Here is a 15,791-nt window from a genome sequence, read left to right as displayed (position 1 = left end):
CACGTGAAAACATTGATTCTTTTCTCTACCCGGGACGGACAAACGCGCGAAATTGCCTCTTATCTGGCTTCTGAACTCAAAGAGATGGGGATCTGGGCCGATGTCGTTAATCTGCATCGCGCAGAAGAGCCGGACTGGGATAGCTATGATCGCGTAGTGATTGGCGCGTCTATTCGTTATGGTCATTACCACAGCGCCTTTCAGGAGTTCGTTAAGAAATACGCCACGCGGTTGAACGGAATGCCGAGTGCCTTTTATTCCGTTAACCTGGTGGCGCGTAAAGCTGAAAAACGGACGCCGCAGACTAACAGCTACGCGCGTAAGTTTTTAATGAGCTCTCCGTGGCGACCTGACTACTGTGCCGTCATTGCAGGCGCGCTTCGCTATCCCCGCTATCGCTGGTATGACCGTCTGATGATCAAGCTTATTATGAAGATGTCGGGCGGCGAAACGGATACCAGTAAAGAGGTGGTGTACACCGACTGGGAGCAGGTTACGCACTTTGCCCGTGAAATAGCCCATTTAACCAACAAATCGTCGGCAAAATAAACGCAAAGAATAAAAAGTGCGCACTCAGAAAATTATTTTAAATTTCCTCTTGTCAGGCAGAAATAACTCCCTATAATGCGCCACCACTGACACGGAACAACGGCATACAGGCCGCCGGGTCAGCGGGGTTCAGACCAGAACCTCACGGAGAAAAGCGAAAATAAACGCTTGACTCTGAAGCGGGAAAGCGTAATATGCACACCCCGCGCCGCTGAGAAAAGCGAAGCGGCACTGCTCTTTAACAATTTATCAGACAATCTGTGTGGGCACTCGAAGATACGGATTCTTGACGTCGCAAGACGAAAAATGAATACCAAGTCTCAAGAGTGAACACGTAATTCATTACGAAGTTTAATTCATTGAGCATCAAACTTTTAAATTGAAGAGTTTGATCATGGCTCAGATTGAACGCTGGCGGCAGGCCTAACACATGCAAGTCGAACGGTAACAGGAAGCAGCTTGCTGCTTTGCTGACGAGTGGCGGACGGGTGAGTAATGTCTGGGAAACTGCCTGATGGAGGGGGATAACTACTGGAAACGGTGGCTAATACCGCATAACGTCGCAAGACCAAAGAGGGGGACCTTCGGGCCTCTTGCCATCAGATGTGCCCAGATGGGATTAGCTTGTTGGTGAGGTAACGGCTCACCAAGGCGACGATCCCTAGCTGGTCTGAGAGGATGACCAGCCACACTGGAACTGAGACACGGTCCAGACTCCTACGGGAGGCAGCAGTGGGGAATATTGCACAATGGGCGCAAGCCTGATGCAGCCATGCCGCGTGTATGAAGAAGGCCTTCGGGTTGTAAAGTACTTTCAGCGGGGAGGAAGGTGTTGTGGTTAATAACCGCAGCAATTGACGTTACCCGCAGAAGAAGCACCGGCTAACTCCGTGCCAGCAGCCGCGGTAATACGGAGGGTGCAAGCGTTAATCGGAATTACTGGGCGTAAAGCGCACGCAGGCGGTCTGTCAAGTCGGATGTGAAATCCCCGGGCTCAACCTGGGAACTGCATTCGAAACTGGCAGGCTTGAGTCTTGTAGAGGGGGGTAGAATTCCAGGTGTAGCGGTGAAATGCGTAGAGATCTGGAGGAATACCGGTGGCGAAGGCGGCCCCCTGGACAAAGACTGACGCTCAGGTGCGAAAGCGTGGGGAGCAAACAGGATTAGATACCCTGGTAGTCCACGCCGTAAACGATGTCTACTTGGAGGTTGTGCCCTTGAGGCGTGGCTTCCGGAGCTAACGCGTTAAGTAGACCGCCTGGGGAGTACGGCCGCAAGGTTAAAACTCAAATGAATTGACGGGGGCCCGCACAAGCGGTGGAGCATGTGGTTTAATTCGATGCAACGCGAAGAACCTTACCTGGTCTTGACATCCACGGAAGTTTTCAGAGATGAGAATGTGCCTTCGGGAACCGTGAGACAGGTGCTGCATGGCTGTCGTCAGCTCGTGTTGTGAAATGTTGGGTTAAGTCCCGCAACGAGCGCAACCCTTATCCTTTGTTGCCAGCGGTCCGGCCGGGAACTCAAAGGAGACTGCCAGTGATAAACTGGAGGAAGGTGGGGATGACGTCAAGTCATCATGGCCCTTACGACCAGGGCTACACACGTGCTACAATGGCGCATACAAAGAGAAGCGACCTCGCGAGAGCAAGCGGACCTCATAAAGTGCGTCGTAGTCCGGATTGGAGTCTGCAACTCGACTCCATGAAGTCGGAATCGCTAGTAATCGTGGATCAGAATGCCACGGTGAATACGTTCCCGGGCCTTGTACACACCGCCCGTCACACCATGGGAGTGGGTTGCAAAAGAAGTAGGTAGCTTAACCTTCGGGAGGGCGCTTACCACTTTGTGATTCATGACTGGGGTGAAGTCGTAACAAGGTAACCGTAGGGGAACCTGCGGTTGGATCACCTCCTTACCTTAAAGAAGCGTACTTTGCAGTGCTCACACAGATTGTCTGATGAAAAACGAGCAGTAAAACCTCTACAGGCTTGTAGCTCAGGTGGTTAGAGCGCACCCCTGATAAGGGTGAGGTCGGTGGTTCAAGTCCACTCAGGCCTACCAGATTCGCTCCCGTGCTTTGTTGTGGCAAAGCTCGCATACTTCAGTATGCTTCGCTTCACCACGCCGCGCCCGGAAACGAATCAAAGGTAAGAGGTTCTGACTACACGATGGGGCTATAGCTCAGCTGGGAGAGCGCCTGCTTTGCACGCAGGAGGTCTGCGGTTCGATCCCGCATAGCTCCACCATCTCGTGAGTGTTTACGAAAAAATACTTCAGAGTGTACCTGAAAGGGTTCACTGCGAAGTTTTGCTCTTTAAAAATCTGGATCAAGCTGAAAATTGAAACACAGAGCAACGAAAGTTGTTCGTGAGTCTCTCAAATTTTCGCAACACGATGATTAATCGCGAGAAACATCTTCGGGTTGTGAGGTTAAGCGACTAAGCGTACACGGTGGATGCCCTGGCAGTCAGAGGCGATGAAGGGCGTGCTAATCTGCGATAAGCGCCGGTAAGGTGATATGAACCGTTATAACCGGCGATACCCGAATGGGGAAACCCAGTGTGTTTCGACACACTATCATTAACTGAATCCATAGGTTAATGAGGCGAACCGGGGGAACTGAAACATCTAAGTACCCCGAGGAAAAGAAATCAACCGAGATTCCCCCAGTAGCGGCGAGCGAACGGGGAGGAGCCCAGAGCCTGAATCAGCATATGTGTTAGTGGAAGCGTCTGGAAAGGCGCGCGATACAGGGTGACAGCCCCGTACACAAAAGCGCATGTGCTGTGAGCTCGATGAGTAGGGCGGGACACGTGGTATCCTGTCTGAATATGGGGGGACCATCCTCCAAGGCTAAATACTCCTGACTGACCGATAGTGAACCAGTACCGTGAGGGAAAGGCGAAAAGAACCCCGGCGAGGGGAGTGAAAAAGAACCTGAAACCGTGTACGTACAAGCAGTGGGAGCACCCTTTGGGGTGTGACTGCGTACCTTTTGTATAATGGGTCAGCGACTTATATTCTGTAGCAAGGTTAACCGAATAGGGGAGCCGGAGGGAAACCGAGTCTTAATTGGGCGTTAAGTTGCAGGGTATAGACCCGAAACCCGGTGATCTAGCCATGGGCAGGTTGAAGGTTGGGTAACACTAACTGGAGGACCGAACCGACTAATGTTGAAAAATTAGCGGATGACCTGTGGCTGGGGGTGAAAGGCCAATCAAACCGGGAGATAGCTGGTTCTCCCCGAAAGCTATTTAGGTAGCGCCTCGTGAATTCATCTCCGGGGGTAGAGCACTGTTTCGGCTAGGGGGCCATCCCGGCTTACCAACCCGATGCAAACTGCGAATACCGGAGAATGTTATCACGGGAGACACACGGCGGGTGCTAACGTCCGTCGTGAAGAGGGAAACAACCCAGACCGCCAGCTAAGGTCCCAAAGTCATGGTTAAGTGGGAAACGATGTGGGAAGGCCCAGACAGCCAGGATGTTGGCTTAGAAGCAGCCATCATTTAAAGAAAGCGTAATAGCTCACTGGTCGAGTCGGCCTGCGCGGAAGATGTAACGGGGCTAAACCATGCACCGAAGCTGCGGCAGCGACGCTGATGCGTTGTTGGGTAGGGGAGCGTTCTGTAAGCCTGCGAAGGTGGCCTGTGAGGGTTGCTGGAGGTATCAGAAGTGCGAATGCTGACATAAGTAACGATAAAGCGGGTGAAAAGCCCGCTCGCCGGAAGACCAAGGGTTCCTGTCCAACGTTAATCGGGGCAGGGTGAGTCGACCCCTAAGGCGAGGCCGAAAGGCGTAGTCGATGGGAAACGGGTTAATATTCCCGTACTTGGTGTTACTGCGAAGGGGGGACGGAGAAGGCTATGTTGGCCGGGCGACGGTTGTCCCGGTTTAAGCGTGTAGGTGTGTGTTCCAGGTAAATCCGGTTCACTTTAACACTGAGGCGTGATGACGAGGCACTACGGTGCTGAAGCAACAAATGCCCTGCTTCCAGGAAAAGCCTCTAAGCATCAGGTAACATCAAATCGTACCCCAAACCGACACAGGTGGTCAGGTAGAGAATACCAAGGCGCTTGAGAGAACTCGGGTGAAGGAACTAGGCAAAATGGTGCCGTAACTTCGGGAGAAGGCACGCTGACACGTAGGTGAAGTGATTTACTCATGGAGCTGAAGTCAGTCGAAGATACCAGCTGGCTGCAACTGTTTATTAAAAACACAGCACTGTGCAAACACGAAAGTGGACGTATACGGTGTGACGCCTGCCCGGTGCCGGAAGGTTAATTGATGGGGTCAGCGCAAGCGAAGCTCCTGATCGAAGCCCCGGTAAACGGCGGCCGTAACTATAACGGTCCTAAGGTAGCGAAATTCCTTGTCGGGTAAGTTCCGACCTGCACGAATGGCGTAATGATGGCCAGGCTGTCTCCACCCGAGACTCAGTGAAATTGAACTCGCTGTGAAGATGCAGTGTACCCGCGGCAAGACGGAAAGACCCCGTGAACCTTTACTATAGCTTGACACTGAACATTGAGCCTTGATGTGTAGGATAGGTGGGAGGCTTTGAAGTGTGGACGCCAGTCTGCATGGAGCCGGCCTTGAAATACCACCCTTTAATGTTTGATGTTCTAACGTGGACCCGTGATCCGGGTTGCGGACAGTGTCTGGTGGGTAGTTTGACTGGGGCGGTCTCCTCCTAAAGAGTAACGGAGGAGCACGAAGGTTGGCTAATCCTGGTCGGACATCAGGAGGTTAGTGCAATGGCATAAGCCAGCTTGACTGCGAGCGTGACGGCGCGAGCAGGTGCGAAAGCAGGTCATAGTGATCCGGTGGTTCTGAATGGAAGGGCCATCGCTCAACGGATAAAAGGTACTCCGGGGATAACAGGCTGATACCGCCCAAGAGTTCATATCGACGGCGGTGTTTGGCACCTCGATGTCGGCTCATCACATCCTGGGGCTGAAGTAGGTCCCAAGGGTATGGCTGTTCGCCATTTAAAGTGGTACGCGAGCTGGGTTTAGAACGTCGTGAGACAGTTCGGTCCCTATCTGCCGTGGGCGCTGGAGAACTGAGGGGGGCTGCTCCTAGTACGAGAGGACCGGAGTGGACGCATCACTGGTGTTCGGGTTGTCATGCCAATGGCACTGCCCGGTAGCTAAATGCGGAAGAGATAAGTGCTGAAAGCATCTAAGCACGAAACTTGCCCCGAGATGAGTTCTCCCTGAGACTTAGAGTCTCCTGAAGGAACGTTGAAGACGACGACGTTGATAGGCCGGGTGTGTAAGCGCAGCGATGCGTTGAGCTAACCGGTACTAATGAACCGTGAGGCTTAACCTTACAACGCCGAAGATGTTTTGGCGGTTGAGAGATGATTTTCAGCACTGATTCAGATTACATCAGAACGTAAAAACGGTCTGATAACAGAATTTGCCTGGCGGCACTAGCGCGGTGGTCCCACCTGACCCCATGCCGAACTCAGAAGTGAAACGCCGTAGCGCCGATGGTAGTGTGGGGTCTCCCCATGCGAGAGTAGGGAACTGCCAGGCATCAAATAAAACGAAGGGCCCTGTCGGAAGACAGGGCCTTTTGTTTTATCTGTAGTCTGTCGGTGAGCACTCTCCTGAGGAGGACAAATCCGCCGGGAGCGGATTTGAACGTTGCGCAGCAACGGCCCGGAGGGTGGCGGGCAGGACGCCCGCCATAAACTGCCAGGCATCAGACAAGTGAAGAAGCCCGTCCGTCAGGACGGGCTTTTTTGCGTGTGTGGTAACTGTAAAACCGTAGGCCTGATAAGCGCAGCGCCATCAGGCAACCGGCACCGCCGGATGGCAGCTTCGCCTTATCCGGCCTACAAGGTGCGTGCTTTCTCTAACCACCGCAAAATGAAGGCAGAAATCTGCGATACATCATTAAGATCCAAAACGGGTACCGCTACGGCAAGTGGAATATCACTGGCAACCGCAATAACATGCTCATCAAGAATTAATTCTTCCTCGTTGTGCCCACATCCCTGACGAAAAAGTAAGATCTTCGCAACTGCTTCGTGTTTAAACCCTTCTACCAGCACCATATCTAGCTTTGATGCATCCATCCGGCTCACCAGCCATGCCAGATCCAACTCTTCTTGCCCCGGCGTTTCAGTCATTAACGCCCAGCGCTGCTGACTGGCAACCAGCGTCTGTGCCGCCCCGGCCTTACGTAATTCGTAGCTATCTTTACCCGGTTTATCGACATCCATATCATGATGGGTATGCTTAATCAGCCCTGGCCGAATACCGTGCGCACAAAGTGCTGGGATCAGTTTTTTCAGCAGTGTTGTTTTTCCCGTGCCGCTCCACGCGGCAATGGCGAGTAGCGGTATCATGGTCTCTTTTGCCATTTCGCGAGTTCCTCCGGCGTGTTGACGTTCACAAATGCCTCCTTACAATCGCTGAAATCAACGGCGTGTCCGCCTACCTGGCGCATAAAAATCATTACCCGCCGCTCGCCTGCTTGCAAATAATCTGCCAACTGGGGCTCAACGGCACGATTAATCAACGCGATCGTTGGATGATCGCGTTCTCCATCATGAACCCAAACCACGGGTGCGCCATGACGCTGCGCTGCTAAACGATCGACCAGGTTGTGGGGGATACAGGGATTGTCACAGGGACAAAACAGAAACCAGTCGCCTGCTACCTGCTGAAAAACGGAAAGCATACCCGCCAGCGGACCGGGAAAGTCAGCGATTGAATCCGGAATGACTTTCAGGCCGCTGGCCTGGTAGATATCCAGATGGCGATTAGCACTAATGACGACCGTAGCAAGTTGTGGCGCGAGCGCGTCGGCAACGTGTCGCCAGAGCGGTTTCCCGTCCAGTTCAAGCAAACCTTTATCCGCACCTCCCATCCGCCGGGCTTTACCGCCTGCCAGCACCACGCCGGTTATTACTTCATCCAGATTCACCGATATCGCCTCTTTTATTGTGGGATTGACCCTGCTACCGTGTCTGTATCAAGAATAAGGAGCACAGCTATGAAATGTAAACGCCTGAATGAAGTCATTGAACTCCTCCAGCCAGCCTGGCAGAAAGAGCCTGATCTTAATCTGACGCAATTTTTGCAGAAACTGGCGAAAGAGTCAGGTTTTGACGGCAAACTGGAAGATTTAACTGATGATATCCTGATCTACCATCTGAAAATGCGCGATTCCGCCAAAGACGCCGCCATTCCAGGGATTCAAAAAGACTATGAAGAGGACTTTAAAACGGCGCTTTTACGCGCCCGCGGCGTTATTAAAGAGTAAAACCTTGTAAGCGGCGCCACCGAAATCGTCACGAAATGATATCCTGAATCATTCGTAGTATTTTCCGGATGATGGGATGAACGACAACGCTTTTACTTTCCAGACGCTACACCCGGAAACCATCATGGATGCGCTGTTTGAACAGGGGATCAGGGTGGATTCCGGGCTGACTCCACTAAACAGTTATGAAAACCGCGTCTATCAGTTTCAGGATGAAGACCGTCGACGTTTTGTCGTTAAGTTTTATCGTCCTGAACGCTGGTCTGTTGATCAAATTCGGGAAGAACACCAATTCGCGCTTGAACTGGTGAAGGATGAGGTTCCGGTTGCTGCTCCGCTCGCGTTTAATGGCCAGACGCTGTTAGCGCATCAGGGCTATCATTATGCCATTTTCCCCAGCGTAGGCGGTCGTCAGTTTGAAGCAGACAATATTGATCAGATGGAGGCGGTAGGGCGTTATCTTGGTCGATTGCATCAGACGGGGCGAAAACGTCCTTTCACTTTCCGGCCTGACATTGGGCTTGCAGAGTATCTTTTTGAACCTCGTCAGGTATTCGAAGATGCCGCACTGATTCCCTCCGGGCAAAAAGCGGCTTTCCTGAAAGCCACTGATACTCTACTGTCTGCAGTTACCGAATGCTGGCGCACCGATTTCGCCACGCTGCGATTGCACGGCGATTGTCATGCCGGCAACATTCTATGGCGTGATGGACCGCTGTTTGTCGATTTAGATGATGCCCGTAACGGTCCGGCGATACAGGATTTATGGATGCTGCTGAACGGCGACAAAGCCGAACAGCGAATGCAGCTTGAAACCATTATTGAAGCTTATGAAGAAGTTAGTGAGTTCGATACGGCTGAAATTGGCCTCATTGAACCTTTACGTGCCATGCGTTTAGTTTATTATCTTGCCTGGTTGATTCGTCGTTGGGGCGATCCTGCGTTTCCAAAAAACTTTCCCTGGTTAACAGGGGAAGATTACTGGCAGCGACAGACAACGACTTTTATTGAGCAGACTAAAATTTTGCACGAACCCCCTTTACAATTAACGCCAATGTATTAATCGGAGAGAGTTGATCATGAAAAAGATTTGGCTGGCGCTGGCTGGTATGGTTTTAGCTTTTAGCGCCTCGGCAGCACAGATCAGCGACGGTAAACAGTATATCACGCTGGATAAACCGGTCGCTGGCGAACCCCAGGTACTGGAGTTTTTCTCCTTCTACTGCCCACATTGTTATCAGTTTGAAGAAGTGCTTCATGTGTCTGACAATGTGAAGAAAAAGCTGCCGGAAGGCACCAAAATGACCAAGTACCACGTTGAGTTCCTGGGGCCGTTGGGCAAGGAGCTCACCCAGGCATGGGCGGTGGCGATGGCGTTGGGTGTAGAAGATAAAGTCACGGTCCCGCTGTTTGAAGCCGTACAGAAAACCCAGACAGTACAATCTGCCGCGGATATCCGTAAAGTGTTCGTTGATGCGGGCGTCAAAGGCGAAGATTACGATGCGGCATGGAACAGCTTCGTGGTGAAATCACTGGTTGCGCAACAGGAGAAGGCCGCGGCTGACCTGCAACTGCAGGGCGTTCCGGCGATGTTCGTCAATGGCAAATATCAGATTAACCCACAAGGCATGGATACCAGCAGCATGGATGTTTTTGTTCAGCAGTATGCTGATACCGTGAAATATTTGGTTGATAAAAAATAAAAAGAACGCCGGTCACTGACCGGCGTTTTTATAAGATGTTTTAATCTCTTCTATCTGTATATCTTTCTTATCCCACAGCGTATTAAGCCAACGTTGAAAACGGCGTTTGAATGTTTTGTCGTTCACGTAATCGCCGTGCAGTTCTTCATTTATGGGTTCCAGTTGCACCCGAATAACAATACGCGTCAGCCTACCGCTTAGCATATCGTAGAAGGGGTGACTATCGTTGTTTGGGTAACACAACGTAATATTAAGCAGCTTATCGAACTGTGAGCCTAAAACATTAATCGCCATTGCAATCCCGGCTGCTTTTGGCGGCAACAGATGTTGATAAGGTGAATGCGTTTGCTGACGTTTCTCATGCGTAAATCGCGAGCCTTCAACAAAGTTAACGATAGTGGTGGGATACCGACGAAACTTTTCGCAAGAGCGACGAGTTGTTTCAACATCTTTGCCGCGTCGATCGGGGTGGCGGAGCAGGTAGCTACGGGAGTAGCGCTTCATAAACGGCATATCTAATGCCCAGCACGCCAGGCCAATGAACGGCACCCAGGCCAATTGCTGTTTAAGAAAGTACTTATTCATTGGGATATGCTTGCGGAACAGAACGCAAAGCACAACGATATCGGCCCAGCTACGATGATTACAAATCAGTAAATACCAATTTTTCTTGCTCAGCCCTTCTAACCCTTCTACATCCCATTGCAAGTGCGGATTAAGGCGTAACAGCGCTGCAAGACCAGCACACCAGCAATACATCATGAAATTGCAGAAAATGGAGACCTTGCGCCAGATACCGGGAACAGGCAAAAGGAGCTTTACCATACCGGCAATGATGATCGGTACTGAGCAAACAATAGTGACCAGGATGGTCAATACGATACTCAATGGGAGCGTGATAGCCGCGAGTATTCTCGTCATAATAAATTATTCAAAAGTTAGCCATAAACGGTGCGCGAAAAGGGCGCAAGAGGCTGATTCTATCAGAAAACGATGCTAATGATGGCACTGAGTGAAATAGAAACACTCGTAACAACTATCCACATTATGATAACGGCATGAATCAGATAATCAGAAAAACGTGATGTTAACAACTCATTGAAAATAATGGGTAATTATTAAGAGGAGAAGGCTATCGCGCTGATTTTAAAGTAATGGTAAGAATTTACACACAAAGTTATCCACAGGTTTTTTTGCGAGCGATCCTGAAGATCGACAAAACTTTTCCGCAAATGCGGCGAAAAACTCAAGTTTTCCTCCTGTATGTGGCATCCTTTAACCATAATCTGTTAAACAGGCACGGACATTATGGTTCAGATCCCAGAAAATCCACTTATTCTCGTAGATGGCTCATCCTATCTCTATCGCGCCTATCATGCGTTTCCGCCGTTAACCAACAGCGCGGGAGAACCTACGGGCGCAATGTATGGTGTCCTCAACATGTTGCGCAGCCTGATCATGCAGTATCAGCCGACGCATGCTGCGGTGGTGTTTGACGCCAAAGGAAAAACCTTCCGTGATGAGCTCTTTGAACATTACAAATCGCATCGCCCTCCGATGCCGGATGATCTGCGTGCGCAAATAGAGCCGTTACATGCCATGGTTAAAGCCATGGGGTTACCTCTGCTGGCGGTCTCTGGCGTAGAAGCGGATGACGTTATCGGTACACTGGCGCGAGAAGCGGAGAAGGTGGGGCGTCCGGTATTAATCAGCACCGGCGATAAAGATATGGCACAGTTGGTGACGCCGAATATTACGCTGATCAACACCATGACTAACACCATCCTCGGCCCGGATGAAGTCGTTAATAAGTACGGTGTGCCGCCTGAGCTGATTATCGACTTTCTGGCGCTGATGGGGGACTCCTCGGATAATATTCCAGGCGTACCTGGCGTGGGTGAGAAGACGGCGCAAGCTTTGCTTCAGGGATTGGGCGGCCTGGATACGCTGTACGCCGAGCCGGAAAAAATTGCCGGTCTCACTTTCCGCGGCGCCAAAACGATGGCCGCTAAATTAGCGCAGAATAAAGACGTAGCGTACCTGTCTTATAAACTCGCCACCATTAAAACGGATGTTGAACTGGAGCTGACCTGCGAACAGCTTGAAGTACAGCAGCCGATTGCGGATGAACTGCTGGGCCTGTTTAAAAAATATGAGTTTAAGCGCTGGACGGCGGACGTTGAGTCCGGCAAATGGCTACAGGCAAAGGGCGCGAAACCGGCGGCCAAACCGCAGGAAACGGTCGTTATTGATGAATCGCCCAGCGAACCGGCAGCGGCGCTCTCTTATGAAAATTATGTCACTATTCTGGACGACGTTACGCTGGAAAGCTGGATTGAAAAGCTGAAAAAAGCGCCAGTTTTTGCTTTCGACACGGAGACCGACAGCCTGGATAATATCGCCGCCAACCTGGTGGGCCTCTCGTTTGCCATCGAACCTGGCGTTGCCGCGTATGTACCTGTCGCGCATGATTATCTGGACGCTCCGGATCAAATTTCCCGCCAGCGTGCTCTGGAACTGCTGAAGCCGCTGCTGGAAGATGAAAAAGTGCGCAAAGTGGGGCAAAACCTCAAGTACGATCGCGGCGTCTTGCAAAATTACGGTATTGAGCTGCGCGGTATCGCCTTCGATACCATGCTTGAGTCTTACATTCTGAACAGCGTCGCCGGACGCCATGATATGGACAGCTTGTCCGATCGTTGGCTGAAGCACAAAACTATCACCTTTGAAGACATTGCCGGTAAAGGTAAAAACCAGCTCACCTTTAACCAGATCGCACTGGAGGAAGCGGGGCGCTATGCGGCAGAAGATGCGGATGTCACGTTACAGTTGCATCTCAAAATGTGGCCAGAGCTCCAGCAGCACAAAGGCCCGCTGAATGTTTTCGAAAACATCGAAATGCCGCTGGTGCCGGTGCTGTCACGCGTTGAGCGCAATGGCGTAAAAATCGATCCTGCCGTCCTGCACAAACATTCGGAAGAAATCACACTACGTCTGGCGGAACTGGAAAAGAAAGCGCATGACATTGCGGGCGAGGCGTTCAACCTGTCCTCAACGAAGCAGTTGCAGACCATCCTGTTTGAAAAGCAGGGTATTAAGCCGCTGAAGAAAACGCCTGGCGGCGCGCCGTCAACGTCGGAAGAGGTGCTGGAGGAGCTGGCGCTGGACTATCCGCTGCCGAAAGTGATTCTGGAGTATCGTGGTCTGGCGAAGCTAAAATCCACCTATACCGATAAGCTGCCGCTGATGATTAACCCGAAAACCGGGCGCGTCCACACCTCCTATCATCAGGCGGTAACGGCGACGGGACGTTTATCGTCCACCGATCCGAACCTGCAAAATATTCCGGTGCGCAATGAAGAAGGCCGCCGCATTCGTCAGGCATTTATTGCGCCTGAGGATTATCTCATCGTATCTGCGGACTATTCACAGATTGAGCTGCGTATTATGGCGCATCTTTCCCGTGATAAAGGACTGCTTACGGCGTTCGCCGAAGGGAAGGATATTCACCGCGCAACGGCGGCGGAAGTCTTTGGCTTGCCGCTGGATAGCGTGACCGGGGAACAGCGCCGAAGTGCGAAAGCCATTAACTTTGGCCTGATTTACGGGATGAGCGCCTTCGGTCTTTCTCGCCAGCTTAATATTCCGCGTAAAGAGGCGCAGAAGTATATGGATCTCTACTTCGAACGCTACCCTGGCGTGCTGGAATATATGGAGCGCACACGCGCTCAGGCAAAAGAACAAGGTTATGTGGAAACGCTGGAGGGACGCCGCCTTTACCTGCCGGATATTAAATCCAGCAACGCGGCGCGGCGCGCGGGGGCGGAACGCGCGGCGATCAATGCTCCCATGCAAGGAACGGCTGCCGATATCATCAAGCGCGCCATGATTGCCGTCGATGCCTGGCTACAGGCCGAGCAGCCGCGCGTGCGGATGATTATGCAGGTACACGATGAATTAGTGTTCGAGGTGCATAAAGACGACTTAGATGCGGTATCAAAACGTATCCATCAGTTGATGGAAAACTGCACGCGTATTGATGTGCCGTTGCTGGTGGAAGTCGGTAGCGGAGAAAATTGGGATCAAGCGCACTAAGCATTTAAGGAATAACGCGCTTTTTTCGTAATTAAGCAACATAAGCACGGGGGTTTTGTGATGGGTATTAGAATTCCCTATGTAAAGAATGAAAAAAAATTACGAAAAGGTCTTTCTGTGTTGCTCAAAAAAGAGTAAAGTTATTCACGTAGGGTACAGAGGTAAGATGTTCTATCTTTCAGACCTTTTACTTCACGTAATCGGATTTGGCTGAATATTTTAGCCGCCCCAGTCAGTTTATGACTGGGGCGTTTTTTATTGGGCGTAAAAAAAGTTTCGCTCGCACCGTAGGCCGGATAAGACGCGCAGCGGCGCCATCCGGCATAGCGGATGATTATTCCCCGTCCTGAATCTCTTCGACCGGTGCCAGTTCGCTAAACCAGCTATCCAGCTTCTGACGTAACTTATCCACTCCCTGCTTTTTCAGCGAGGAAAACGCTTCTACCTGCACATCGCCATTAAAGGCCAGCACGGCTTCACGTACCATATTCAACTGCGCCTTGCGCGCGCCGCTGGCCAGTTTGTCCGCTTTGGTCAGCAGAACCAGAACCTGGATATTGCTCTCTACAGCCCACTGGATCATCTGCTGGTCGAGGTCTTTCAACGGATGGCGGATATCCATTAAAACGACTAAGCCCTGTAGGCTTTGACGTTTCTCCAGATATTCCCCCAGCGCGCGTTGCCACTTGCGTTTCATCTCTTCCGGGACTTCCGCGTAGCCATAGCCCGGCAGGTCGACCAACCGTTTGCCATCTACGACTTCAAACAGGTTAATCAATTGGGTACGGCCCGGCGTTTTAGAGGTGCGCGCAAGGCTTTTTTGGTTGGTCAACGTGTTCAGGGCGCTGGATTTGCCTGCATTGGAACGGCCAGCAAAAGCCACTTCAATTCCGCAATCGGAAGGTAAATGGCGAATATCAGGCGCACTCATCACAAAATGCGTCTGTTGATAATTCAGGTTAGTCAAAGCGGTCGTCTCCGTCAGTCAAAGCATTGTGGCGATTATACCTGAACGCCAGCAAAAGACGGATTTTTCGGCGCGGCGGTGCTGTAAGTAAAAGCCATACGCTTTGTGAGACATTGTCCATTGCATTTATGCGACATGACAGAGTCGTTGTCAGGCTCAAAGCCAGTTAATATAGTTAAATCATGAATTTATAGAAAGGTAATTGTCTGAAAAAAAGGGATTTGCCGTGTCGGTATCTTGTGAGTTTACCCCAAAAGAGTAAAGTAATGCACATAGCGAGGACGCTAACAGGATCAACGACTCAGGATGAGGGTCAGGAGCGCCAGGAGGCGAAGACACAGGATTGTCAGGAAGACAAACGTCCGGAGACGTTAGTAAAAGGAAATGGAAACAACATGGAATGTTCCAGGCTAAGGGAAAAACAGGGCGTGTTGATAGCCAACAGGGATGGTGGAACCCGTTAAGGGTCGTGAGTCAAGAAAAAAGGCGGCAGATTACTCTGTCGCCTTTTTTCTTTGCTTGCTTTCTGCTAGATTCCGCCTCAATTCTATACTGAATAAAACGGCTTAAAGATCTGACATCATGAAAAAACCAACCTCTGCACCGCGCAGTAAAGCCTTTGGCAAACAGCGTCGTAAAACGCGTGAAGAGTTAAACCAGGAGGCGCGCGACCGTAAACGCCTGAAAAAACATCGCGGTCATGCGCCGGGAAGTCGCGCGGCGGGCGGCAATTCCGCTTCGGGCGGCGGCAATCAGAATCAACAAAAAGATCCACGTATTGGCAGTAAAACACCTGTTCCATTGGGCGTGACTGAAAAAGTGACCCAACAGCATAAACCGAAAAGTGAGAAACCTATGCTTTCACCGCAGGCGGAGTTGGATTTACTGGAAACGGATGAGCGCCTGGATGCGCTGTTAGAACGTCTGGAAGCGGGCGAAACCCTGAGTGCGGAAGATCAAGCCTGGGTAGATGCCAAACTGGATCGTATTGATGAACTGATGCAGAAGCTTGGTCTGTCTTACGATGACGACGAAGAAGACGACGAAGAGGACGAGAAGCAGGAAGATATGATGCGCCTGCTAAGAGGCGGCAACTAACGGGTTTACACCGTGGGCTTGCCCGTCCTGCTTATAACCCTTCCGGTTATATGTTATCTGGTGTGGTTATTCGTTAAACTACAGCGATTGTCGCG

At 51.2% G+C, this 15,791-nt stretch carries 11 protein-coding genes, 2 tRNA genes and 3 rRNA genes; 12 read left to right on the top strand and 4 right to left on the bottom strand.

Annotated features, from left to right (window positions below; genetic code table 11):
- Positions 1 to 3 precede the first annotated feature (3 nt).
- The 6 genes from hemG (at position 4) to rrf (ending at position 6,095) form a co-directional block, all read left to right on the top strand.
- Complete coding sequence (gene hemG / locus LDB27_RS21590) at positions 4 to 549, top strand: menaquinone-dependent protoporphyrinogen IX dehydrogenase (RefSeq protein WP_000853983.1); 546 nt, start codon at positions 4 to 6, stop codon at positions 547 to 549.
- A 376-nt stretch (positions 550 to 925) separates the two neighbouring features.
- A 16S ribosomal RNA gene (locus LDB27_RS21585) occupies positions 926 to 2,467 on the top strand.
- A gap of 69 nt (positions 2,468 to 2,536) precedes the next feature.
- Positions 2,537 to 2,613, top strand: a tRNA-Ile gene (locus tag LDB27_RS21580).
- Positions 2,614 to 2,722: 109 nt separating this feature from the next.
- A tRNA-Ala gene (locus LDB27_RS21575) sits at positions 2,723 to 2,798 on the top strand.
- Positions 2,799 to 2,980: 182 nt separating this feature from the next.
- Positions 2,981 to 5,886: ribosomal RNA gene (locus LDB27_RS21570) — 23S ribosomal RNA — on the top strand.
- A 93-nt stretch (positions 5,887 to 5,979) separates the two neighbouring features.
- Positions 5,980 to 6,095 (top strand): 5S ribosomal RNA (gene rrf / locus LDB27_RS21565).
- Together the 16S, 23S and 5S rRNA genes with 2 tRNA genes alongside form the textbook arrangement of a ribosomal RNA operon.
- A gap of 302 nt (positions 6,096 to 6,397) precedes the next feature.
- On the opposite strand, the gene mobB is transcribed toward rrf, so the two are convergent.
- Both mobB and mobA read right to left on the bottom strand, forming a co-directional pair.
- On the bottom strand, positions 6,398 to 6,913 hold the full coding sequence (gene mobB, locus LDB27_RS21560) for a molybdopterin-guanine dinucleotide biosynthesis protein MobB (protein ID WP_023972551.1): 516 nt from the start codon (positions 6,911 to 6,913) through the stop codon (positions 6,398 to 6,400).
- Positions 6,910 to 7,494, bottom strand: a complete 585-nt coding sequence (gene mobA, locus LDB27_RS21555; RefSeq protein WP_001046876.1) for a molybdenum cofactor guanylyltransferase MobA — start codon at positions 7,492 to 7,494, stop codon at positions 6,910 to 6,912. The genes mobB and mobA overlap by 4 nt, the downstream gene beginning before the upstream one ends.
- Positions 7,495 to 7,563: 69 nt before the next feature.
- On the opposite strand from mobA, the gene LDB27_RS21550 reads away from it, so the two are divergent.
- From LDB27_RS21550 to dsbA, 3 genes are all read left to right on the top strand, one after another.
- Positions 7,564 to 7,833, top strand: coding sequence for a YihD family protein (locus LDB27_RS21550; protein ID WP_000649858.1), 270 nt, complete (start codon positions 7,564 to 7,566; stop codon positions 7,831 to 7,833).
- Positions 7,834 to 7,909: 76 nt separating this feature from the next.
- Complete coding sequence (locus tag LDB27_RS21545) at positions 7,910 to 8,896, top strand: serine/threonine protein kinase (protein ID WP_000999264.1); 987 nt, start codon at positions 7,910 to 7,912, stop codon at positions 8,894 to 8,896.
- Positions 8,897 to 8,912: 16 nt separating this feature from the next.
- Positions 8,913 to 9,536: a thiol:disulfide interchange protein DsbA gene (gene dsbA / locus LDB27_RS21540; RefSeq protein WP_000725364.1), complete on the top strand. Its 624-nt coding sequence runs from the start codon at positions 8,913 to 8,915 to the stop codon at positions 9,534 to 9,536.
- A gap of 12 nt (positions 9,537 to 9,548) precedes the next feature.
- Here dsbA and LDB27_RS21535 read toward each other — a convergent pair whose 3' ends face one another.
- Positions 9,549 to 10,457 (bottom strand): acyltransferase, encoded by a 909-nt coding sequence (locus LDB27_RS21535; protein ID WP_000196891.1) that lies wholly within the window; start codon positions 10,455 to 10,457, stop codon positions 9,549 to 9,551.
- Between the two features lie 387 nt (positions 10,458 to 10,844).
- Between LDB27_RS21535 and polA the strand changes: the two genes are divergently transcribed.
- Positions 10,845 to 13,631: a DNA polymerase I gene (gene polA, locus LDB27_RS21530; protein WP_000249961.1), complete on the top strand. Its 2,787-nt coding sequence runs from the start codon at positions 10,845 to 10,847 to the stop codon at positions 13,629 to 13,631.
- Positions 13,632 to 13,965: 334 nt separating this feature from the next.
- Here polA and yihA read toward each other — a convergent pair whose 3' ends face one another.
- The gene (gene yihA, locus LDB27_RS21525; RefSeq protein ID WP_000183327.1) at positions 13,966 to 14,598 is read right to left on the bottom strand and encodes a ribosome biogenesis GTP-binding protein YihA/YsxC; all 633 of its coding nucleotides are present in this window, start codon (positions 14,596 to 14,598) and stop codon (positions 13,966 to 13,968) included.
- Between the two features lie 239 nt (positions 14,599 to 14,837).
- Between yihA and LDB27_RS21520 the strand changes: the two genes are divergently transcribed.
- Both LDB27_RS21520 and yihI read left to right on the top strand, forming a co-directional pair.
- Positions 14,838 to 15,062: a hypothetical protein gene (locus tag LDB27_RS21520; protein ID WP_001541209.1), complete on the top strand. Its 225-nt coding sequence runs from the start codon at positions 14,838 to 14,840 to the stop codon at positions 15,060 to 15,062.
- A gap of 118 nt (positions 15,063 to 15,180) precedes the next feature.
- On the top strand, positions 15,181 to 15,696 hold the full coding sequence (gene yihI, locus LDB27_RS21515; protein WP_000743292.1) for a Der GTPase-activating protein YihI: 516 nt from the start codon (positions 15,181 to 15,183) through the stop codon (positions 15,694 to 15,696).
- Positions 15,697 to 15,791 lie beyond the last annotated feature (95 nt).

The sequence above is a fragment of the Salmonella sp. JXY0409-18 genome (assembly GCF_020268625.1).
GTDB lineage: Bacteria > Pseudomonadota > Gammaproteobacteria > Enterobacterales > Enterobacteriaceae > Salmonella > Salmonella enterica.
This window is presented reverse-complemented; position numbering and strand designations above follow the sequence as displayed.

What these genes read in the sequence shown, in the direction of transcription:
- mobB (WP_023972551.1), bottom strand. Translation starts at nt 6,913, where the DNA reads ATGATACCGCTACTCGCCATTGCCGCGTGGAGCGGCACGGGAAAAACA.
- LDB27_RS21550 (WP_000649858.1), top strand. Translation starts at nt 7,564, where the DNA reads ATGAAATGTAAACGCCTGAATGAAGTCATTGAACTCCTCCAGCCAGCC.
- LDB27_RS21545 (WP_000999264.1), top strand. Translation starts at nt 7,910, where the DNA reads ATGAACGACAACGCTTTTACTTTCCAGACGCTACACCCGGAAACCATC.
- dsbA (WP_000725364.1), top strand. Translation starts at nt 8,913, where the DNA reads ATGAAAAAGATTTGGCTGGCGCTGGCTGGTATGGTTTTAGCTTTTAGC.
- LDB27_RS21535 (WP_000196891.1), bottom strand. Translation starts at nt 10,457, where the DNA reads ATGACGAGAATACTCGCGGCTATCACGCTCCCATTGAGTATCGTATTG.
- polA (WP_000249961.1), top strand. Translation starts at nt 10,845, where the DNA reads ATGGTTCAGATCCCAGAAAATCCACTTATTCTCGTAGATGGCTCATCC.
- yihI (WP_000743292.1), top strand. Translation starts at nt 15,181, where the DNA reads ATGAAAAAACCAACCTCTGCACCGCGCAGTAAAGCCTTTGGCAAACAG.